Below are 20,407 nucleotides of genomic sequence, written 5' to 3'. Positions count from 1 at the left end.
GCTGACAACGGACTGTTCTGGAGTCTATGCTGATGGAACAAAACTGGTTCTTTCCGCCGCATGAAGGCGTTCGCCTGGATGATCTGGCGAATCGCCTCGGGGCGGAACTTCTTGACCCGACTGCCGGTGCCCGGCTGGTGCGCAACGTTTCGCCCGTCTATCGGGCGAAGGAGGGCGACCTCTGCTACCTGCTGTCGCGCAAGGCGAAGGCAGAGCTCGAGACCTGCCAGGCAAGCGCCATCCTTTGCGATCCTTCGCTCGTGTCGCTCGTGCCGGATCACGTCACCGTTTTGCAGACGAAGCGGGCGCACATGGCGTTTGCGCTCGCAGGCGAGATCCTGCAACCCGAGGCGATGCGTCCGGCATTGACCACGTCCGAGCCCGCCGGCATCTCGCCGCTAGCCTATGTCGATCCGACCGCGCGTCTGGAGGCGGGCGTCGTCGTGGAGCCGATGACGGTGATCGGCGCCGACGTCGAGATCGGGGAGGGCACGCAGATCGGCCCCGGCGTCACGATCGGTTCCGGCGTACGGATCGGACGTGACTGTACGATTTCTGCCGGTGCCCGGATCCAGTGCGCGCTGATCGGTAATCGCGTCATCCTTCACCCGGGTGCCTGCATCGGCCAGGACGGCTTCGGCTACGGCCCGGGTCCGAAGGGCGGCATGATCAAGATTGTGCAGGTCGGGCGCGTCATCATTCAGGACGACGTGGAGATCGGGGCCAACACGACGATCGACCGGGGTACGATGGATGATACCGTGATCGGCGAGGGGACCAAGATCGACAACCAGGTGCAGATCGGCCACAACGTTCGGATCGGCCGCCATTGCGGCATCGTCAGCAAGGTCGGGATCGCCGGCAGCACGCGCATCGGCGACGGCGTGATGATCGGCGGCGCCACGGGCGTGAACGGACACATCACCATCGGCGATGGCGTGCAGATCGCCGCTATGAGCGGCGTCGTCGCCGACATTCCTGCCGGTCAGCGCTATGGCGGGATACCGGCCAGGCCGATGCGTGACTTCCTTCGGGACGTCGCCGAGATGACGATGCGGATAAACAATCGAAAGAAAACGGGTGAGAAGGAATGAGCGAGGAAAAGAGGGAGGCCCTGGGCGTCGCTGAACTGAAGGATATCCTGACGCTGCTGCCGCACCGTTACCCGTTCTTGCTGGTGGACAAGATCATCGAGATCGACGGCGACAATTCCGCGATCGGCATCAAAAACGTGACGGTCAACGAACCGCAGTTTACCGGGCATTTCCCGGACCAGCCGATCATGCCCGGCGTGCTCCTGATCGAGGGCATGGCCCAGACGGCCGGCGCGATCTGTGCGCGCAAGACCGGCTCCGGCACCAACCTCGTCTATTTCATGACGATCGACAATGCCCGCTTCCGCAAGCCGGTCATCCCCGGCGACCGGGTGGAGTACCATGTCGTCAAGCAGAAGCAGCGCGGGAATATCTGGAAGTTTCACTGCGACGCAAAAGTTGATGGGCAACTTGTCGCGGAAGCTGATATCGGCGCGATGATCGTCAACAAGGAAGCCGTCTGAACATGATTGCAGCCAGTGCCAGGATCCATCCGCTGTCCGTCGTCGAAGACGGGGCGGTGATCGGGGAGAACGTCGCCGTCGGCCCCTTCTGCCATGTGGGGCCGAATGTCGTTCTCGGCGATGAGGTCGAGCTTCTGACCCATGTCGTGGTCACTGGGCGCACGACGATCGGCCGCGGCACGCGCATCTTTCCCTCGGCCGTTATCGGCGGAGACCCGCAGAGCATCCATCACGGCGGCGAGGACACCACGCTGACCGTCGGCGAGCGGAATACCATCCGCGAAGGCGTGACGATGAACACCGGCACCGCCGGTGGCGGCGGCAAGACGGTCGTCGGCGACGAGAACCTGTTCCTTGCCTATTCGCACATCGCCCACGACTGCATCCTCGGCAACAACATCATCCTGTCCAACAACGTCATGCTGGCCGGTCACGTGACGGTCGAGGATCGCGCCATTCTGGGCGGCGGCTCGGCTGTGCACCAGTTCGCGCGCGTCGGGCGCCACGCCTTCGTCGGCGGACTATCGGCCGTGGCCTACGACGTCATTCCCTACGGGATGCTGAACGGCAATCCGGGCATCCTCGGCGGCATCAACGTCGTCGGCATGTCGCGCTCGGGCATGGACAAGGCGACGATCCATCGTGTCCGCCGGGCGTTCAAGGAAATCTTCGAGGGTGAAGGATCGATCCGCAACAATGCGGCGGCCATTCGCGAGGAGTATGCGGACTGCGTTCCGGCCATGCACATCCTCGATTTCATCGCAGTGGACAGCGATCGCGCGCTCTCCTCGCCGAACCGCGGCAAGGCCTGATCATCATGTCGGAGCGCCGGCCGGAAGGCGCAAAGCGGCTGGCCATCATCGCCGGCGGTGGCCTGTTGCCGATCCACGTCGCGCGCGCTGCCAGGCTGCACGGCGAAGATCCCTTCATTCTCGCTCTGAGCAACGAGGCCGAGCAGGACTGGTCGGAATTCGACCATGCCGGCGTCGGCGTCGGCGACTATGCCGGCATCAGCCGCATCTTCTCCACCGAAGGCATCGATCGCGCCGTCCTGTCCGGCTCGGTCCGGCGCCGGCCAGAATGGCGCGACATCCGGCCCACCGTCCGCACGCTGATGCAGGTGCCCGGTATCGTGCGCACGCTGCTGAACGGCGGCGACGACACGGTGCTGAAGATGGTGATCCGGCTGATCGAGGCGAACGGCGTGCGCGTCGTCGGTGCGGACGAGATCGCGCCTGAGCTCCTGGCCGCGGAAGGACCGATCGGCGCCGTCAAGCCGGACGACGAGGCTGCGCGCGACATAGCGGCGGCTTCGGCTGCAGCGCTCGCGCTCGGCTCGCTCGACGTCGGGCAGGGGGCGGTCGCCGTCGGCGGAAGGGTGATCGCCCTCGAAGGCGCCGAGGGAACCGACCTCATGCTGGAGCGGGTGGCGAGCCTGAGGCGGGAGGGCCGGATTTCGCGCCGCCGCAAGGGCGTGCTCGTCAAGCTGTGCAAGCCCAACCAGGACCGTCGCGCCGACCTGCCGTCGATCGGCGTCGACACGGTGCGGCGTGCGGCGGAGGCAGGGCTTGCGGGCATCGCCTGTGAGGCGGGCCGCTCGCTGGTGCTCGACCGGGCGGCGCTGATCGAGGAAGCCGACCGCGCCGGCCTCTTCGTCACCGGCATCCTGCCGCGGGACGCCGGAGCGCGACCATGACCCGTCCGCTCAAGCTTGCCGTCATCGCCGGCGAGGTTTCCGGCGATCTTCTCGGAGGCGATCTCGTCGCTTCGCTCCGCCGGCAATGGCCGGGAGTGATCGAACTTTGCGGCGTCGGCGGCGAGGCGCTGCAGGCGCAGGGGCTGAAATCGCTCTTCGACTATTCCGAACTCTCGATCATGGGTTTCTCGCAGGTATTGGCGAAGCTGCCGAAACTGATCCGACGGATCCGCGAGACTGCGGCTGCGATCGTTGCGGCGAAGCCGGATATGCTCGTCATCATCGACAGCCCCGATTTCACCCACCGCGTCGCCCGGCGGGTCCGCAGGCAGTTGCCGGATCTTCCTGTGGTCAACTATGTCTGCCCCAGCGTCTGGGCGTGGAAGGAGGAGCGCGCGCCGCGCATGCGCGCCTATGTCGACCACGTACTCGCCGTCCTGCCGTTCGAGCCGGCGGTGATGGAGCGCCTGGGCGGGCCGCCAACCACCTATGTCGGCCACAGGCTGGCGGGCGATCCCGAGGTGAATGCGGTGCGGGCGGCACAATTGCAAAAGAGGGTGCCGCCGATCGGCAGCGGCGAGCGACGCACCTGCCTGCTTCTTCCCGGCTCCCGGTCCGGCGAAATCACTCGGCTGCTGCCGGCCTTCAAGGACGTGATGGCGGAGCTCTCTGCCGGCCCGGTGCCGTTCGAGTTCCGCCTGCCGACCGTTCCCAGGCAGGAGGCGCTGGTTCGCGGCATGGTGGCCGACTGGCCGGAAAAACCCGCAGCGACCGTTTCCACAGCCGAGAAGTGGCAGGCCTTTCGAGATGCGGACGTGGCGATCGCTGCGTCCGGAACCGTCCTGCTCGAACTGGGGCTGGCGCACGTCCCGGTCGTCTCCTGCTACAAGGTCGACTGGATCGCCAGGCTGATGGCGCGAAAGATCAAGACCTGGACGGGCGCGCTTCCCAATCTGATCGCCGACTATGCCGTCATCCCGGAATATCTGAACGAGGCCGTCCGCCCCGGGTGCCTCGCCCGCTGGGCCGTCCAGCTCTCCCACTCGACCCTGCAGCGCCAGGCGATGCTGGAGGGTTTCGATCTCGTCCACGCCCGCATGCAGGACGCTCGCGTGCCCGGCGACAAGGCGGCCGACATCATCGTCGCCCTGCTGAAAGAGAAAAAGCCCGGTCTGTTCTGACCGGGCTTTCCTTTTGCGTTCTTCGCTTCGGCTTCAGCGCTTGGAAACCGGGATGTAGTCCCGCTTCGGCTCGCCGACATAGAGCTGGCGCGGACGGCCGATGCGCTGCTCCGGATCCTCGATCATTTCGTTCCACTGGGCGATCCAGCCGACGGTGCGGGCCAGAGCGAACAGAACGGTGAACATCGTGGTGGGGAAGCCGAGCGCCTTCAGCGTGATGCCCGAGTAGAAGTCGATGTTGGGATAGAGCTTCTTCTCGATGAAGTACTCGTCCGTAAGCGCGATGCGCTCCAGTTCCATGGCGACCTCGAGCATCGGATCGTCCTTGATGCCGAGTTCGCCCAGAACCTCGTGCGTGGTCTTCTGCATGATGCGGGCACGCGGATCGTAGTTCTTGTAGACGCGGTGGCCGAAGCCCATCAGGCGGAACGGATCGTTCTTGTCCTTGGCGCGGGCGACGTATTCCGGGATGTGGTCGACCGAGCCGATCTCAGCCAGCATGTTGAGTGCAGCCTCGTTGGCGCCGCCATGGGCAGGGCCCCACAGGCAGGCAATGCCGGCGGCGATGCAGGCAAACGGGTTGGCGCCGGACGAACCGGCGAGGCGGACCGTCGAGGTGGAGGCATTCTGCTCGTGATCGGCGTGCAGGATGAAAATGCGGTCCATGGCACGCGCCAGAACCGGATTGACCACGTACTCCTCGCAAGGCACGGCGAAGCACATGCGCAGGAAGTTCGAGGCGTAGTCGAGGTCGTTCTTCGGATAAACGAACGGCTGGCCGATATGGTACTTGTAGGCCATGGCCGCGATCGTCGGCATCTTGGCGATCATGCGCAGCGATGCAACCATGCGCTGGTGCGGATCGGTGATGTCGGTGCTGTCGTGGTAGAAGGCCGATAGCGCTCCGACGCAACCGCACATTACAGCCATCGGATGCGCATCGCGGCGGAAGCCGGTGAAGAACCGCGACATCTGCTCGTGCACCATCGTGTGGTGCGTGACGCGGTAGTCGAAGTCGTCCTTCTGCGCCTTGGTCGGCAGTTCGCCGTAGAGCAGCAGGTAGCAGACCTCGAGGAAATCGCCGTGCTCGGCCAGTTGCTCGATGGGGTAGCCGCGGTGCAGCAATACGCCTTCGTCACCGTCGATGTAGGTGATCTTGGATTCGCAGGAGGCCGTGGACGTGAAGCCCGGGTCGTAGGTGAAAGCGCCGGTCTGCTTGTAGAGCGTGCCGATGTCCATGACCGAAGGCCCGATGGTCCCCGTTCGCAGTGGCAACTCCACCGTCTTGTCACTGATCGTGACGTCCGCGCTCTTTCCCGTCATGAGGACCTCCATTGATTTAAGAGGGCACTGGGCGTGCCCGAACTTGGCGGTGCCGCTTTGCTAACCCATTTGCGACGCCCTGCCAAGCAAGACGAAGGCATAGTTGTGCAATGCAAAATCCGACATTCCGGATCGCAATATCTACTCTTCCACGCCAGTTGCAAGCAACTTATGGGCGAGAAAAGAGGAATTAGGGAGGGGGCATTCTTTCCGGAACGGCGGCCGGTTGGGCGTAAGATCGGGATTGCCTTGCGAAATCTTACGTTGCATTATCGGGCGTCTGACGCCGGGATCTTTCATATGGGGGAGGGGACTGCCAGCGAGGTCGAGCGCCGGACCGCAGCGCCGGAGGCTGCCTCCGTGGCGACGCCGGCTGCGACCGCCCTCGCCAGGGCATTTCCGGTCCTTCTGCCGCGCGTTTCCCGGCGCTCCATAGTACTGCGGCTCGCCCGGAACAGCATGCTCGTGCGCTCGTCTTTCGCGGCGGCCTGGCAGAGGGAGCGCGACTACGGCACGCCGTTCCTGTTCGTGCCGGTCGTGATCGGGGCAGGGGTCTGGGCATGGTACGCACTTCCCTATGACCTGCCTCCGCTGCTGTTGGCGGCCTTGCTCGTCGCGAGCGCGATCCCTGCTGCCCGTTCCTGGTGCCGCTGCGGTCTCTTTTCCCTGGTGGCGCGCGCAGCCTTCCTGCTCGTCGCCGGGATGTGCCTTTCGGCCATCGAGACGGCGCGGCTTTCGACGGTGCTTCTCGATCAGCCGGTGACGACGACCATTGCCGGAAGGGTGCTTGCCAGCGAGGCCGACGATCGCGGGCGGATGCGCTACCGCATCGCCGTCCTGTCCACCCATGATCCCGCCCTGCGGCGGCCGCCTGCCATCGTCAACCTTGTGGCGCGTAGCCGGCATACGCCGATCGCAGTCGGAGAGGGCATTTCGGGACGAGCTCGCCTCAGCCCGCCCTCGGGCGCGGCCCTGCCGAGCCTGAACGACTTCGCCTTCGACGCCTATTTCGCCGGTACGGGAGCGATCGGCTACTTCTATGGAAAGCCCATCGCCGTACAACTGACCGGCGAGGGCGGCCGGGTCTTCTGGCTTGCGAGCGCGCAGGAGACCATCGCGGCCTGGCGCAGCGCACTCACTGCGCGCATCCGTGACCAGATCGGCGGTGACGCGGGCGCCATCGCAGCCGCCCTCGTCACAGCCGAACAGCGGGGGATCAGCCCGGATACGGTCGAGGCGCTGCGCCGGGCGGGGCTTGCGCACGTGCTGGCGATCTCCGGCCTGAACATGGTGCTGGCCGCGGGCACGTTTCTCGTCGGTGCGCGCCTGGCCCTGTCGCTCCTGCCCGGTGCCGCCGAGCGATACCCGATCAAGAAGTTCGCAGCCGCGGGCGGTCTGGTGACCGTCACCCTCTACATCCTGATCTCGGGCGGCGCGGTCTCGGCGGTCCGCTCATGGCTGATGATCGTCGTCATGCTTGTGGCCGTCCTCGTCGACCGAACCGCCATCAGCCTGCGCAACATCGCCCTGTCGGCGATCGTTCTGCTGTCGGTCACGCCCTCTGCCGTCACCGGGCCGGGCTTCCAGATGTCCTATGCGGCGACGCTCGGGCTGGTGGCCGGCTATGCGGCATGGCGGGACCGGGGCGTTCTCCGAGATATGCCCGCCGCACGCGGCCCGCGGCTGACGCAGCAAGCGTCCAGCTTCGTTGCAGGGCTTCTGCTGTCATCCGTCATCGGCGGCCTGGCGACGCTCGTCTATTCGCTCGGCCATTTCCACCGGATCCCGGCCTACGGCCTTGCCGGCAATCTGCTGGCCATGCCGGTCATCTCCTTCGTCGTCATGCCGATGGGGGTGATCGCCATGCTGCTGATGCCGCTCGGGCTCGAAGGCATTCCGCTGGCGATCATGGGCAAGGGCATCGAGGCCATGATCGCCATGGCGAACTGGGTATCGGGATGGGGCGGCGAGGTCGTCACCGGACGCCTGCCGCCGCTCGCCTTCGCGCTCCTGGCGGCGGGTGGGGGCCTCGCCTGCCTGTTTCGGACACGGCTCGCCGCTCTCGCCGTCCTGCCCCTTGCTGCCGGCGCCGTCCTGGCGTTCCTCGCGCCCGCACGGCCAGCACCGCAATTGCTGGTCTCCGAAGACGGGGCGCTGGTGGCGCTCGTCGACGATCGCGCGGCTGCGACCAATCGCCGGCAGCCTCCCGGCTTCATCTATGACCAATGGCGCTATGCCCTGCGCATCGAGCAGCACAAAGCCCCGTTGATGCTCGGAGGCGGGGAGGGAGACCGAGGAAGCCCGACGAGGTCAACAACTGATCGCCGCAAGGTCGCAGCCGGGCGCGCAGGAGATGGACGATCTGCCTCGTTACTCGCAGCGTCGCCCCATCCCGTCGCATCCCTCGGCCTGCAGGGAACCGGGCGGCATCGCGCCGATTCCGGCGCCGCGACCGAAGCGTTTGACGCCGCCTTCACCCTGGCTGCCGGGCAGAGGCGCTTCGTCTGCCGCCGGCAGGCGTGGTGCGCCGGCGTTGCTGCCGCGGGCTGGCGGGTGGTCTGGCTGGAGGACCCTGCCTATATGGGACCCGCGTGCGAGCGCGCCGATATCGTCATCGCCCCTCGCCACCGCGGCAGGCGTGCCTGCGCCAACGGAGCCCTATTGATCAGCGCGCGCAGCCTCCGCCTCACCGGCGCACTCGAGGTGGCATCGACAGGCGACGGTGTCACGGCAGACCGCAACATGATCACCACGCAAGCAGTCGTCCAGCTCCACCGCCCCTGGAACCGGCACCGCCTCTATGATTGGCGTTCCGACAGTTTCCAGGATCCGGACGAGATCGCCGAATTCAATGATAGCGACGAATGAGCCCCACCAGCTTGCCCTGGATCTTGACGCGATCGGGACCGAAAATGCGGGTCTCGTAGGCAGAGTTGGCAGCCTCGAGCGCGATCGAGGCGCCCTTGCGGCGGAAGCGCTTCAGGGTAGCCTCTTCGTCGTCGACGAGGGCCACGACGATATCGCCGGGATTGGCCGTGCCGGCATTGCGGATGATCACCGTATCGCCGTCGAGGATGCCCGCCTCGATCATCGAGTCGCCCCTGACTTCCAGCGCATAGTGTTCACCGCCGCCGAGCATTTCCGCAGGCACGGAGATGTCGTGGGTGTTGTTCTGAATAGCCGAGATCGGCACGCCCGCGGCGATCCGGCCCATGACCGGCACGGCAACCGAGCTCTCCGATGCTGGAGACGGGGGACGTTCCGGCGCGGGCCGCTCCTTGCCGAGGCTGCCCTCGATCACCGATGGCGAGAAGCCGCGCGGCGCCCTCAGGCTCGGCGAATAGGCTTCCGGCAGCTTGATCACCTCCAGCGCGCGGGCGCGATTGGGCAGCCTGCGGATGAAGCCGCGCTCCTCGAGCGCGGTGATGAGGCGATGGATGCCGGATTTCGACGCCAGGTCGAGCGCATCCTTCATCTCGTCGAAAGACGGCGGTATCCCCGTTTCCTTCATCCGCTCGTGGATGAACAGAAGCAGTTCCTGTTGCTTGCGGGTCAGCATGGCTCGTCACCCAGAATCGTGAAACAAATACGGAACAAACACTATCTGTTCCATTTGTGTTCCGCAAGTGGCTAAAATTCAATGAATGGTGCGGAAGATTGGGGCAGGTGTGGGCGGGGCGCGGCCCGTCCGCAATGCGGTTGAACACGTTGACGGCTAGCCATGAACGGCTATAAAGCGCCGTGCCCCGGCGTGGGTGCGCAAGGCGCCGTACCTCGTGCCGGTTTGATGGAAGAGTGTCCGAGTGGTTTAAGGAACCGGTCTTGAAAACCGGCGTGCGGGAAACCGTACCGTGGGTTCGAATCCCACCTCTTCCGCCATTTGCAGCCGTCGGTGCAGTCCGTCGAGTGAGTTGCGCGATCAAGCGGGAACGTATGTCAGCCTAACCGTGTCCTCGCCAACGGGATCAATGGAAGCTAGACGGAGCGGTGGCGGCGAGCCGGCAAAGAATGGCTTGCCGCGACCAAGCACGACAGGGTGGAAGTAGAGTCGATACTCATCGATAAGGCCAAGGTCGGTCAGGCTTCGTGCCAGGTCTGGTCCGGAAACTGCGATCTCCCCAACGAGCCGAGCCTTCAGGCCGCGTATCACCGCCTCGACGTCATCCTCGACAAGCGTAGCGTTGGGGCCGACCGACTTCGACGAGCGCGACACGACCCACTTCGGTTGGCGCCGCCACACCGCCGCGAACTCGTGTTGCTCCGCACCCCACTCGGGGCGGTCTTCGTCCCAATAGCGCATGAGCTCGTACATGCGGCGACCGTATACACTGCCGGTCAGGTCGCGCACGTGCTCTATCCAGTGACGAAAGAGCGCGGGACCTGTCCTCATTTCCAGGTGATCGACGTAACCGTCCAGGGACTGGTTCATTCCAAAGACGAGCTTCGCCATGCTGCGGAATCTCCATACCAGGGTCTTCAGAATAGCTTGAGCCGCCGTTACGCGTAAAGGAGGTTGGGTACAAACTGCACGCCGCGTTGTCGATTTGACCTACAGCCAGATGCTCCCGCCAGTACTGCCATTCGCTCTTAGATCAGATTTGGAGAGTGATGGCGGGATACCGCGACTCGATTTCGTAGGCAGCATGGACGTGCCATGCTGCCGGCTGCGTCCGCGTACCCTCAAGGCACAGGGCAGGGAGGGACGGCGTGGGACCCTGCAGGGGATGGCAGGGTGCCCACGGTCGACTTTGTCAGTTGACCGAATTCAGCGTCATCGACGTGCCGGTCGCTGCGATGTTGAGGCCGATCTGGCCGGTCAGGCTGACGGTCTGCAGGTGGATGGAGCCAGAGGTGCCGCCGACGAGGATGTTGGCACCGACGCCGGCGCCGACGGTCGCCTCGGCCGTGGCGCCCTGGTAGACGCCGCCGAGCGAGCCTTCGTGATAGCCGGCAGTCGGCGCGAGCACGGCCCAGACAAGGCGGCCCTGCGTGGTGAAGCCGAGGTCGACGCCGAGCTTGCGGATCTGGCCCTGGTAGTGGTCGACCGGTTCGCTGCCCATCGTCGTGACGAAGGCGCAATCGACTTCCTTGGCCGAGCCGAGCACGTAGCCGGCGCCGCCGCCGATCCTGCAATCCAGGTAGCCGATGCGGACGCCGTCGCGCGCGTCGGAGCGGGCGGCCACCGGAGCTTCCGGGATGACCACCGTGTCGGCGGCCCGGACAGCCGTCAGGCCGGAAGCGGCTAGCGTCGCGCTCATCACTGCAATGGCAAAAGTCTTTTTCATATGCTTTCTCCTGTTTCGGCCACGCTCTTCGGCGCGCCCTCCTTATCGCGGTCACTCAGTCGGCAATCAGGAACGCCTGTCGATTGCTGAGGTTCCACAACGACGAATCCGTCGGGCCATGGGTTCGGCCGTCATTGAGGCAATTCAACGGCATAGGCGGCGCGCGCTTTCGCTATCAACAATCCTGGGTCCTGCCCTGCACGAACAGACACCGGCCTGTAGCGGCTTGTCTATCCGGGCGGCCTGGAAGTGCATCGGACGGCCTTGCCGGCATCGTGTGGCCGCGCGCGAAGTAGAAGGATTGAAACGGGGGCGAGGCTCTTCAAATTGTCTATTCGTTAACCATGTGGAAATTTAGTTCTTCTGTTGCACCGTTTCCGCGCGGGGAGAACCGCATTTTTGCCATTTTGACGTCATGATTAATATTATGTTTTGAACGGAGCGCTATCGAGGGGGTGATCGCAGGACAGGCGGTCGCGAACGGATGGCGTCAGGGACACGAGCGGCGTGGGACATATGGATTTCGGTTTTTTCTCGGCGGGCGCGCGCACTGCTTTCCGGCTCGTCGCCATCCCGGTCGTCTGCGCCGGCCTGGCGAGTTGCAACACCACGGGCGAGACGGCGAAGAAAGCCGGGCGGAGCAAGGAGTATTTCGCCGAGTCCGAATATGGCGTGAAGGCCAGCCCGCGCGTCGTCCGGGAAGGGCAGGCGGTCCCCAAGGGGGGCGGGCGCTACCAGGTCGGGCAGCCCTACCAGGTGCGCGGCAAGTGGTACAAGCCGAAGGAGGATCCGGGATACGACAAGGTCGGGCTCGCCTCCTGGTACGGCTCGGCCTTCCACGGCCGCAAGACGGCCAACGGCGAAGTCTACGACAAGTACCATCTCTCCGCCGCCCATCCGACCTTCCCGCTGCCGAGCTATGCCCGCGTCACCAATCTCGAGAACGGTACGTCCGTCATCGTGCGGGTGAACGACCGCGGACCCTATTCGCATGGCCGGATCATCGACGTGTCCTCCAAGACAGCCGAAATGCTGGATGTCAAGGGCAAGGGAACCGCCAAGGTGCGCGTCCAGTATGTCGGCAAGGCCCGGCTCGACGGCCACGACATGCCCTACCTGATGGCCTCCTACGTGCCGAAGGGCTCGCGTGTTCCCGCGGTCGATCCGGGCGGCCAGATCGCGACCGGCGTCATGGTCGCCTCGGCGGCGCCGATGGCGGACAGCCTGCCGGCGGCGATCCCGAGCTTCGCCGAGCGGGCAAGCGACGAAGAGACGGGTTCGGCCATGACGGCGCTTTCGGCACCGGCGCCGGCCAGTGCGGCGTTCACCGCCATCGGCGCGTTCGTCATGTTGCCCGAGATCGGGCCGATCCCCGGCGAGCGTCCGGATTCCGTACGGGGCGACGGGGCAAGCTTTGCTGCCGCCTATGCCGAGACGCCGGCCGACAGCGGATCGGTCGAGGCCTTCGATGCCGTGCTGCGCCAGGACGGCTCGCTCGTGCTGCTCTCCGGCAGCAACCACACCCCGTAAGAAGGACGGGTAGAACGCGCAAAGCCCATCGCGGTCTCCCAGAATCGCTCCAGCTCCTTAGACCTTTGATTTTGCGCATGTCGTCGTCGCAAAGCCGCTCCACACTTTTGCGCGACATGCTCTAGCGGACTGCTTGCCGAACGGATGGATGTGTAGGACTTTAGGACAAATGCCGGAGTCTCCATGTCCTTCCGATCGATCGTCATTCTCGTCCTTTCGCTGGTCCTGACATCTTCCGCCTGGGCCCAGTCGCAGACCCTGGCCCAGACCCCCGATCTCTTCGACACCAAGGCCAGGCAAGCCTACCTGATCGATTCCGGGACGGGCACGATCCTCTTTTCGCGGAAAGAGAGCGAACCGGTCACCTCCGCGTCGCTTGCCAAGGCGATGACCCTGGCCGTCGTCTTCAAGGCGTTGCGGACCGGAGAGATCGCGCTCGACACGACCTATCCCGTTTCGGAACACGCCTGGCGGACCGGCGGGGCGCCGTCGCGCACGGCGACGATGTTCGCAGCCCTGAAGTCGCAGGTTGCGGTGGAGGACCTGATCCGCGGCGTCGCCGTGCAGGCCGCCAACGATGCCTGCATCATCCTTGCCGAAGGCATGGCCGGTTCGGAGGCAGCCTTCGCCGCGCGGATGAACGCGGAGGCAAAGGCTTTGGGGTTGACGCAGTCGCGTTTTGCCAATGCCACCGGCCTGCCGGATCCGGGCAACAAGGTCAGCATGCAGGATCTCGTCACACTCGGGCGCTATCTCAGGGACACCTATCCGGAATACTACCGGTACTATTCCGAGCCGGAATTCGTATGGAACAAGATCAAGCAGCGCAACCGGAACCCGCTGGTCGGCATGAACATCGGCGTCGACGGGCTGGTGCTCGGCTTTGCCGAGGACAGCGGTTACGGCCTGCTGGTTTCGGTGGAGCGTGACAACCGCCGGCTGTTTGTGGCGCTGGGCGGGCTTGCGAGCGAGAAGGAACGCGTCGACGAGGCGCGGCGGATGATCGACTGGGGCATGACGGCCTTTGGATCGAGGACGCTCTTCAAGGCCGGCGACACCGTTGCGGAGGCCAGCGTTTATGGCGGCGACGTCCACACCGTCCCGCTGGTAACGCCCGGCGATGTCGAGGTGCTGCTGCCGGTCGACAACAAGGAGCGGCTGTCGGCGCGCGTGGTCTATGCCTGGCCGCTGCAGGCGCCGGTCGCTCCGGGGCAGCAGGTCGGCGTGCTGCGCATCTGGAACGGCGACCGGTTCCTGCGCCAGGTGCCGCTGCAGACGGCAGCAAGCGTCGAGGTCGGCACGCTCTTCAGCCGCGCGCTCGATGCGCTCCAGGAGCTGCTGTTCTTCTGGCTTTGAGGTGGGTGGGGTTCACCCGCGTTCCCCGTGCGAATGAATTTTCGGTTTTCAAGGATATGCGCTAGTAGTGGGCGGAATCGGCCCCGAAGGGCCGGAAGTTGCCGGTGCGCCGGAATGGGAAGAGGTCGGTTTGGCCGGTTTGTTCATAACGTTCGAGGGCGGCGAGGGGGCCGGGAAGTCGACCCAGATCCGGTTGCTGGCGCAGGCGCTGCAGGAACGCGGGCAAGACGTGCTCGTGACCCGCGAGCCGGGCGGTTCGGCCGGGGCAGAGGCCGTCCGCCACGTCATCCTGTCCGGGGCGGCTGAGCATTTCGGCACGCGCATGGAAGCGCTGCTCTTCGCCGCTGCCCGCAGCGACCATGTCGAAGAACTGATCCGTCCGGCGCTGCGCCAGGGCAGGGTCGTGCTCTGCGATCGCTTCGTCGATTCGTCGCGCGTCTACCAGGGCGTTACCGGCAACCTCGAAGCGGACTTCATCGAGAGGCTGCAGCAGGTCGCCGTCAATGGCGTCATGCCGGATTGCACGCTCATCCTCGACCTGCCGGCCTCCGTCGGTCTCGAGCGGGCACGCCAGCGTTCGGCCGGGCCGGCGGAAAACGCTCCGGATCGGTTCGAGAAGGAGGAGTTGGAGACGCACGAGAAGCGTCGCGAGGCCTTTCTCGACCTTGCCGAGCGCGAGCCGCTGCGCTGCCGCGTCATCGATGCCACGCAGCCGCGCGAGGACATCGCCCGCCAGATCCTTTCGATGGTCGAGACGCTGCTGCCGTTCGGGCGGCGCAGCCGCCTTGCCCATCCGGAGGATGCAACGTGAGCACCGAGCATCCAGGCCTGCTCGACGGCGCGACCGTACCGGCCGAACAGGCGCATCTGTTCGGCCATACGACCGCAGAAGCCTTCCTCGCGCAGTCCTATCGTTCCGGCAAGGGGCACCATGCGATCCTGATCGAGGGGCCGGAGGGCATCGGCAAGGCAACGCTGGCCTTCCGCTTCGCCCACCATGTCCTGTCCCACCCCGATCCGCTCTCGGCCCCGGAGACGATGGCCGATCCCGATCCGCATTCGGCGCTCGGACGGCAGATCGCCTCGGGCGCCTCGCACAATCTCCTGCATCTCTCCCGGCCGGTGGACGAGAAGACGGGCAAAATGCGCGCTGCGATCACGGTCGACGAGGTGCGCCGCGCCGGAAAGTTCTTCGCCCAGACCTCGGGGAGCGGCAACTGGCGGATCGTCATCGTGGATCCCGCAGACGACCTGAACCGGAACGCGGCCAACGCCATCCTCAAGATCTTGGAAGAGCCGCCGCGCAATGCGATGTTCCTCGTGCTCACCCATGCTCCGGGCAAGCTTTTGCCGACCATCCGTTCGCGCTGCCTGCCGTTGAACCTGTCTCCGCTGTCCGATCCCGATCTGGAGAAGGCGCTGGGCAGCCTCGGCGTCGCCCTGCCGCCGGGCCGCACGGACCGCCTGCTTGCGGCTGCGGGCGGCAGCGTGTCGACGGCGCTGAAGCTCATCAATTACGGCGGCTTCGACATCCTGGAGGCGTTCCAGGCGATCGTCGGCCAGGCCGGCAGCGCGCCACGCAAGGACGTGCACAAGCTTGCCGACGTGCTGGCGGCCAAGGACGGCGACACGCTCTACAACTTCTTCTGCGGGCAGGCGAACGACCACGTCGTCACGCGCGCCAGGGCCGCGGCGGTAGGCGGCGACATCGAGGCGGCGGAGCGGCTGGCGCGGCTATCCTCGGCGCTGGTGGAGAAGATCGCGATTGCGGCCGCCTACAATCTCGACCGGAAGCAGACGGTCATCGAGATCCTGGACGAGATCGCCACGCAGGCCGGCCGCTGAGCCGACGAGGCGGTCTGGCAGGCGAGGGGTGGGGCGAGGGGCGCTGGGCTGATGCGCAAACTTGCTGTTTCCCTCGGTCGGCTCATGCGTTAATAGCTGCCACAATCACAGGAATAGACAGGCCAGGCCTTGCTCATGACAGACACGTCTCCCTTCTACATCACCACGGCAATCTCCTATCCGAACGGCAAGCCGCATATCGGCCATGCCTACGAACTGATCGCGACCGACGCCGTGGCCCGCTACCAGCGGCTGGACGGGCGCGACGTATTCTTCCTGACGGGCACCGACGAGCACGGCCAGAAGATGCAGCAGACCGCGCGCAAGGAGGGCATCTCCGCCCAGGAGCTTGCCGACCGCAATACCGCCGAATTCCAGAACATGGCCGTGCTGCTGAATGCGTCCAACGACGATTTCATCCGCACCACCGAGAAGCGGCATCACGAGGCCTGCCAGGTGATCTGGAACCGCATGGCCGATGCCGGCGACATCTACAAGGACAGCTATTCCGGCTGGTACTCGGTCCGCGACGAGGCCTACTACCAGGAAGGCGAGACGGAACTGCGCAACGACGGCGTGCGCTACGGGCCGCAGGGCACGCCGGTGGAGTGGGTGGAGGAGGAGAGCTATTTCTTCCGGCTGTCCAACTACCAGGACAGGTTGCTGGCGCTCTACGAGGCGCAGCCGGACTTCGTCGGCCCCGCTGAGCGCCGCAACGAGGTCGCCTCCTTCGTCAGGTCCGGCCTGAAGGACCTGTCGGTCTCGCGCACCACCTTCGACTGGGGCATCAAGGTGCCGAACGATCCGGCCCATATCATGTATGTCTGGGTCGATGCGCTGACCAACTACATCACCGCCACCGGCTACCTGACCGACCCGGAAGGACCGCGCGCGAAATACTGGCCGGCCGATATCCACATGATCGGCAAGGACATCATCCGCTTCCACGCCGTCTACTGGCCGGCCTTCCTGATGTCGGCAGGCCTGCCGCTGCCGAAGCGGGTCTTCGCCCATGGCTTCCTGCTCAACAAGGGCGAGAAGATGTCGAAGTCGCTCGGTAACGTCGTCGACCCGGCCAATCTCGTCGAGCACTTCGGTCTCGACCAGATCCGCTACGTGCTGCTGCGCGAGGTCTCCTTCGGCCAGGACGGCAGCTACAGCGAGGAGGGGATCGCTACCCGCATCAATTCCGACCTCGCCAACGGCATCGGCAACCTGGCGAGCCGCTCGCTGTCGATGATCGTCAAGAACTGCGACGGCAGGATCCCGGCCTGTGGCCCGCTGACGGAGGCCGACCGGACGATGCTCGCCTCCGCCGACGCCCTGCATGCCGTCACCCGCGACGAGATGGGCAAGCTGATGATTCACCGGGCGCTGGCGGCGATCATTGCCGTCGTCTCCGAGGCTGACCGCTATTTCGCCGGCGAGGCGCCGTGGGCGCTGAAGAAGACCGATCCGGAACGGATGGGCACGGTGCTCTACGTCACCGCCGAAGTTGTCCGCCAGATCGCGATCCTGCTGCAGCCGTTCATGCCGGCGTCCTCGGCAAAGCTGCTGGATCTGGTGGCGGCACCCGCCGACAAACGCGATTTCGCAGCGCTTGGCGAGGCGGGCCGTCTCGTCAGCGGCACGCCGCTGGAAGCGCCTTCGCCGGTCTTCCCGCGCTACGTCGCGCCGGAAGCCTGACGGGAAGCTGGACCTTAAAGATGCTGATCGACACCCATTGCCATCTGGATTTTCCCGATTTTGAGGCGGAGCGCGACGCGATCGTCGCTCGCGCCCATGCCGCCGGCGTCGGCCAGATGGTGACGATCTCGACCAGGGTGAAGAAATTTCCGCAGATCCTTGCGATCGCTGAGAAGTATCCGACCGTCTTCTGCTCGGTCGGCACCCATCCGCACAACGCCGACGAGGAGCTCGACGTCACCGTCGAGGAGCTGGTGCGCCTGTCCGAGCATCCGCGGGTGGTCGCTATCGGCGAGGCCGGGCTCGACTATTTCTACGACAACGCCCCGCGCGAGGCACAGGTCGAGGGCCTGCGCAACCACATTGCGGCGGCGCGCCTGACCGGCCTGCCGCTCGTGATCCACAGTCGCGCCGCCGACGAGGACATGGCGGCGATCCTGACGGAGGAGACAGGGAAGGGGGCTTTCCCCTTCCTGCTCCACTGCTTTTCCTCCGGTGCCGAACTCGCCCGCATCGGCGTCGAGCTCGGCGGCTACGTGTCGTTCTCCGGCATCCTGACCTTTCCGAAGTCGGTGGAACTGCGCGAGATCGCCAAGACCGTGCCGACCGAACGCATGCTGGTGGAAACCGATGCGCCATATCTTGCGCCGAAGCCGTTCCGCGGCAAGCGCAACGAGCCGGCCTACGTCGCCCACACCGCCGCGGTGCTCGCCGAAACGCTCGGCCTGACAGAAGCAGAAATCGCGGCGATCACCACCGAGAACGCGTTCCGCATCTTCTCCAAGATGCCAAGGGTCTGACATGGTCGGGTACCGGCGGCGCTTCACGATCCTCGGCTGCGGCTCTTCTCCCGGAACGCCCCGCATCACCGGCGACTGGGGCGCCTGCGACCGCAATAACCCGAAGAACCGCCGGACGCGCGCCGCGCTGCTGGTCGAGCAGATCGGGCCGGATGGTACGACGGCCGTCGTCATCGACACCGGCCCGGATTTCCGCGAGCAGATGATCGCGGCGAAAGTCGACCACATCGACGCGGTGCTCTACACCCATCCCCATGCCGACCACATCCACGGCATCGACGACATCCGCGGCTACGTCATCCATGGAGGACAAATGCCGATCTGGGCGGACCGGCCGACGATGGACCGCATCCGCGAGGGCTTTTCCTACTGCCTTGAGACGCCGGAAGGCGGCTTCTATCCGCCGATCGTCAGCGCCAACCTGATCGAGCCGCTCGACCGGCCGGTGGTGATCGGCGGAGCAGGGGGCGACATCCGCTTCCAGCCGCTGCTGCAGGTGCACGGCGCGATCCATTCCCTTGGCTTCCGCGTCGGCGGCTTCGCCTATTGCACCGACGTGAGCGGCTTTCCCGACGAAACGGTCGCCCGGCTTTCGGGGCTCGAGTTCCTGGTGATCGACGCCCTGCAGTACCGCCCGCATGTGAGCCACCTCTCGCTCGGCCAGGCGCTGGATTGGATTACCCGCCTGGAGCCGCGGCGCGCCGCGCTGACGCACATGCACGTGCCGCTCGACTATGAGACAGTCATGAGCGAGACGCCGGACCATGTCGAACCGGCCTACGACCAGATGGCAATCGAATTCGACGTCACCGAGGAAGTCGAGACTCTGGCGGGCGGTAGGGTTTGAGCGGCGGGCGGACCGGTCTGCGCAGTGCCTCGAAGCCCGGTTCGATCGTTGCCAGGTTCTTTATGGAAAGCTTTAGTATATTATTGTAATATACTAATATATCTGTATATCATTGGAAATAGGGTGCGAGGTTCTTGCGGATGCGCTCCAGCACCGTCGCTCCGGACAGGTCCGGCACGAAGGTCTGGCCGGTGATCGTCTCGTAGGCCTTTATGTAGACGTTCGACGTTTGGTCGACGAGGTCTGCGGGAATCTCCGGGATCGGGTCCTTGTAAGGATCGCAGCGCTCTGTGACCCAAGCACGGACGAAATCCTTGTCGAAGCTCTGCGGCCGCGTGCCGGCGGAAAACGCCGCCTGGTAGCTGTCTGCGATCCAGTAGCGGCTGCTGTCCGGCGTATGGATCTCATCGGCAAGCACGATGCGGCCGTCCTTGTCGGTACCGAATTCGTACTTGGTATCGGCCAGGATCAGGCCGCGTTCCGCCGCGCGCGCCTGTCCGCGGGCGAACAGCGCCAGCGCATAGGAGGAAACGGTTTCCCACTGGTCGGCCGAAAGCAGGCCCTGGGACAGGATCTCGTCGCCGGAGAGCGGTTCGTCGTGGCCGCCGTCGAAGGCCTTGCTGGTCGGCGTGATGATCGGCTGCGGCAGCTTCTCGTTGTCGCGCAGGCCGTCCGGCAGGCGGATGCCGTACATCTCGCGCTCGCCGTTGCGGTACTTCGTCAGGATCGAGGTGCTGGTGGTACCGGCGAGATAGCCGCGCACGACGACCTCAACCGGCAGGATGTCGAGCCGCGTGCCGACGACCACGTTCGGATCCGGATAGGCCAGCACATGGTTCGGGCAGATGTCGGCCGTTTCCTCGAACCAGTAGCGCGCCGTCTGCGTCAGCACCTGGCCCTTGAACGGGATCGAGGTCAGGATGACGTCGAAGGCGCTGAGCCGGTCCGTGGCAATGATGATGCGGCTGCCGTCGGGCAGATCATAGTTTTCGCGAACCTTGCCCTTGTAGCGGCCCGGCAGTTCGGGAATGAAGGCATCTGAAAGTACGCGCAGTTCGCTCATCGGCCGGGCCTCGCATGCAGGAGTGATGACAGCGCTAAAGCAGGCGCAGCCCGGAAGGTCAAGGTAAAGGGGGGCGCAACCGTGGTCGACAGCTGAAATTCACATCGTTTAGTTCCATAATCTATCTTATGCGATGTTTGTTTGTAAGGGCTATTTAGTAATGCGACAGTTGGGCCAGTTAGAGATGCGACAGTCTCGCCTCTCGACGCGCTGGCCAATGCCAACGTTGGGAGCAAG

At 65.1% G+C, this 20,407-nt stretch carries 18 protein-coding genes and 1 tRNA gene; 14 read left to right on the top strand and 5 right to left on the bottom strand.

Going from position 1 to position 20,407, the window contains the following annotated elements; all coding sequences use genetic code 11:
- Positions 1-32 precede the first annotated feature (32 nt).
- Genes lpxD through lpxB form a run of 5 tightly spaced genes read left to right on the top strand, consistent with a single transcriptional unit; the run spans position 33 to position 4,435 of the window.
- Positions 33-1,094, top strand: a complete 1,062-nt coding sequence (gene lpxD / locus GGQ64_RS00095; RefSeq protein ID WP_183797636.1) for a UDP-3-O-(3-hydroxymyristoyl)glucosamine N-acyltransferase — start codon at positions 33-35, stop codon at positions 1,092-1,094.
- A complete protein-coding gene (gene fabZ, locus GGQ64_RS00090; RefSeq protein ID WP_183797634.1) occupies positions 1,091-1,558 on the top strand; it encodes a 3-hydroxyacyl-ACP dehydratase FabZ in 468 nt (155 codons plus the stop codon). The genes lpxD and fabZ overlap by 4 nt, the downstream gene beginning before the upstream one ends.
- Positions 1,555-2,370 carry an acyl-ACP--UDP-N-acetylglucosamine O-acyltransferase gene (lpxA, locus tag GGQ64_RS00085; protein ID WP_183799057.1) on the top strand — a complete coding sequence of 272 codons (816 nt, stop codon included), beginning with the start codon at positions 1,555-1,557 and terminating at the stop codon, positions 2,368-2,370. The genes fabZ and lpxA overlap by 4 nt, the downstream gene beginning before the upstream one ends.
- A gap of 5 nt (positions 2,371-2,375) precedes the next feature.
- Positions 2,376-3,254: an LpxI family protein gene (locus GGQ64_RS00080; protein WP_183797632.1), complete on the top strand. Its 879-nt coding sequence runs from the start codon at positions 2,376-2,378 to the stop codon at positions 3,252-3,254.
- Entirely contained in the window at positions 3,251-4,435 is a 1,185-nt protein-coding gene (gene lpxB, locus GGQ64_RS00075; protein ID WP_183797630.1) for a lipid-A-disaccharide synthase, read from the top strand. Before GGQ64_RS00080 ends, lpxB begins: the two co-directional genes overlap by 4 nt.
- A 33-nt stretch (positions 4,436-4,468) precedes the next feature.
- Here lpxB and gltA read toward each other — a convergent pair whose 3' ends face one another.
- A complete protein-coding gene (gene gltA, locus GGQ64_RS00070) occupies positions 4,469-5,758 on the bottom strand; it encodes a citrate synthase (protein ID WP_183797628.1) in 1,290 nt (429 codons plus the stop codon).
- Between the two features lie 300 nt (positions 5,759-6,058).
- Between gltA and GGQ64_RS00065 the strand changes: the two genes are divergently transcribed.
- The gene (locus GGQ64_RS00065; protein WP_246422212.1) at positions 6,059-8,626 is read left to right on the top strand and encodes a ComEC/Rec2 family competence protein; all 2,568 of its coding nucleotides are present in this window, start codon (positions 6,059-6,061) and stop codon (positions 8,624-8,626) included.
- Here the strand turns inward: GGQ64_RS00065 and lexA are convergent.
- Positions 8,607-9,317: a transcriptional repressor LexA gene (gene lexA / locus GGQ64_RS00060; RefSeq protein WP_183797626.1), complete on the bottom strand. Its 711-nt coding sequence runs from the start codon at positions 9,315-9,317 to the stop codon at positions 8,607-8,609. The two genes, GGQ64_RS00065 and lexA, sit on opposite strands and share 20 nt — an antisense overlap.
- A 230-nt stretch (positions 9,318-9,547) precedes the next feature.
- On the opposite strand from lexA, the gene GGQ64_RS00055 reads away from it, so the two are divergent.
- Positions 9,548-9,637: transfer RNA gene (locus GGQ64_RS00055), tRNA-Ser, on the top strand.
- Between the two features lie 40 nt (positions 9,638-9,677).
- Here GGQ64_RS00055 and GGQ64_RS00050 read toward each other — a convergent pair.
- Both GGQ64_RS00050 and GGQ64_RS00045 read right to left on the bottom strand, forming a co-directional pair.
- Positions 9,678-10,208 carry a dihydrofolate reductase family protein gene (locus GGQ64_RS00050; protein WP_183797624.1) on the bottom strand — a complete coding sequence of 177 codons (531 nt, stop codon included), beginning with the start codon at positions 10,206-10,208 and terminating at the stop codon, positions 9,678-9,680.
- A 301-nt stretch (positions 10,209-10,509) separates the two neighbouring features.
- Positions 10,510-11,043 carry a DUF992 domain-containing protein gene (locus GGQ64_RS00045; protein WP_183797622.1) on the bottom strand — a complete coding sequence of 178 codons (534 nt, stop codon included), beginning with the start codon at positions 11,041-11,043 and terminating at the stop codon, positions 10,510-10,512.
- A gap of 516 nt (positions 11,044-11,559) precedes the next feature.
- Here GGQ64_RS00045 and GGQ64_RS00040 point away from each other — a divergent pair.
- From GGQ64_RS00040 to GGQ64_RS00010, 7 genes are all read left to right on the top strand, one after another.
- Positions 11,560-12,573, top strand: coding sequence for a septal ring lytic transglycosylase RlpA family protein (locus tag GGQ64_RS00040; protein ID WP_183797620.1), 1,014 nt, complete (start codon positions 11,560-11,562; stop codon positions 12,571-12,573).
- A 183-nt stretch (positions 12,574-12,756) separates the two neighbouring features.
- A complete protein-coding gene (locus tag GGQ64_RS00035; protein ID WP_183797618.1) occupies positions 12,757-13,929 on the top strand; it encodes a D-alanyl-D-alanine carboxypeptidase family protein in 1,173 nt (390 codons plus the stop codon).
- A 130-nt stretch (positions 13,930-14,059) separates the two neighbouring features.
- Entirely contained in the window at positions 14,060-14,740 is a 681-nt protein-coding gene (gene tmk, locus GGQ64_RS00030) for a dTMP kinase (RefSeq protein WP_246422253.1), read from the top strand.
- Complete coding sequence (locus GGQ64_RS00025) at positions 14,737-15,774, top strand: DNA polymerase III subunit delta' (RefSeq protein ID WP_183797616.1); 1,038 nt, start codon at positions 14,737-14,739, stop codon at positions 15,772-15,774. The genes tmk and GGQ64_RS00025 overlap by 4 nt, the downstream gene beginning before the upstream one ends.
- A 135-nt stretch (positions 15,775-15,909) precedes the next feature.
- Positions 15,910-17,460 carry a methionine--tRNA ligase gene (gene metG, locus GGQ64_RS00020; RefSeq protein WP_183797614.1) on the top strand — a complete coding sequence of 517 codons (1,551 nt, stop codon included), beginning with the start codon at positions 15,910-15,912 and terminating at the stop codon, positions 17,458-17,460.
- 20 nt (positions 17,461-17,480) lie between these two features.
- Positions 17,481-18,260, top strand: coding sequence for a TatD family hydrolase (locus GGQ64_RS00015; protein ID WP_183797612.1), 780 nt, complete (start codon positions 17,481-17,483; stop codon positions 18,258-18,260).
- A 1-nt stretch (position 18,261) separates the two neighbouring features.
- Positions 18,262-19,107: an MBL fold metallo-hydrolase gene (locus GGQ64_RS00010; protein ID WP_183797610.1), complete on the top strand. Its 846-nt coding sequence runs from the start codon at positions 18,262-18,264 to the stop codon at positions 19,105-19,107.
- Positions 19,108-19,216: 109 nt separating this feature from the next.
- On the opposite strand, the gene GGQ64_RS00005 is transcribed toward GGQ64_RS00010, so the two are convergent.
- Complete coding sequence (locus tag GGQ64_RS00005) at positions 19,217-20,161, bottom strand: phosphoribosylaminoimidazolesuccinocarboxamide synthase (RefSeq protein ID WP_183799048.1); 945 nt, start codon at positions 20,159-20,161, stop codon at positions 19,217-19,219.
- Between the last annotated feature and the right edge of the window lie 246 nt (positions 20,162-20,407).

The sequence above is a fragment of the Mycoplana azooxidifex genome, from assembly GCF_014196765.1.
Classification (GTDB): Bacteria; Pseudomonadota; Alphaproteobacteria; order Rhizobiales; family Rhizobiaceae; genus Mycoplana; species Mycoplana azooxidifex.
The sequence above is the reverse complement of the archived record's forward strand: the minus strand, read 5'-3'. Positions and strand labels throughout refer to the sequence as shown.

Coding starts and splice junctions, on each gene's coding strand:
- lpxD (WP_183797636.1), top strand. CDS start 33: ATGGAACAAAACTGGTTCTTTCCGCCGCATGAAGGCGTTCGCCTGGAT.
- fabZ (WP_183797634.1), top strand. CDS start 1,091: ATGAGCGAGGAAAAGAGGGAGGCCCTGGGCGTCGCTGAACTGAAGGAT.
- GGQ64_RS00080 (WP_183797632.1), top strand. CDS start 2,376: ATGTCGGAGCGCCGGCCGGAAGGCGCAAAGCGGCTGGCCATCATCGCC.
- lpxB (WP_183797630.1), top strand. CDS start 3,251: ATGACCCGTCCGCTCAAGCTTGCCGTCATCGCCGGCGAGGTTTCCGGC.
- gltA (WP_183797628.1), bottom strand. CDS start 5,758: ATGACGGGAAAGAGCGCGGACGTCACGATCAGTGACAAGACGGTGGAG.
- GGQ64_RS00065 (WP_246422212.1), top strand. CDS start 6,059: ATGGGGGAGGGGACTGCCAGCGAGGTCGAGCGCCGGACCGCAGCGCCG.
- lexA (WP_183797626.1), bottom strand. CDS start 9,317: ATGCTGACCCGCAAGCAACAGGAACTGCTTCTGTTCATCCACGAGCGG.
- GGQ64_RS00050 (WP_183797624.1), bottom strand. CDS start 10,208: ATGGCGAAGCTCGTCTTTGGAATGAACCAGTCCCTGGACGGTTACGTC.
- GGQ64_RS00045 (WP_183797622.1), bottom strand. CDS start 11,043: ATGAAAAAGACTTTTGCCATTGCAGTGATGAGCGCGACGCTAGCCGCT.
- GGQ64_RS00040 (WP_183797620.1), top strand. CDS start 11,560: ATGGATTTCGGTTTTTTCTCGGCGGGCGCGCGCACTGCTTTCCGGCTC.
- GGQ64_RS00035 (WP_183797618.1), top strand. CDS start 12,757: ATGTCCTTCCGATCGATCGTCATTCTCGTCCTTTCGCTGGTCCTGACA.
- metG (WP_183797614.1), top strand. CDS start 15,910: ATGACAGACACGTCTCCCTTCTACATCACCACGGCAATCTCCTATCCG.
- GGQ64_RS00015 (WP_183797612.1), top strand. CDS start 17,481: ATGCTGATCGACACCCATTGCCATCTGGATTTTCCCGATTTTGAGGCG.
- GGQ64_RS00010 (WP_183797610.1), top strand. CDS start 18,262: ATGGTCGGGTACCGGCGGCGCTTCACGATCCTCGGCTGCGGCTCTTCT.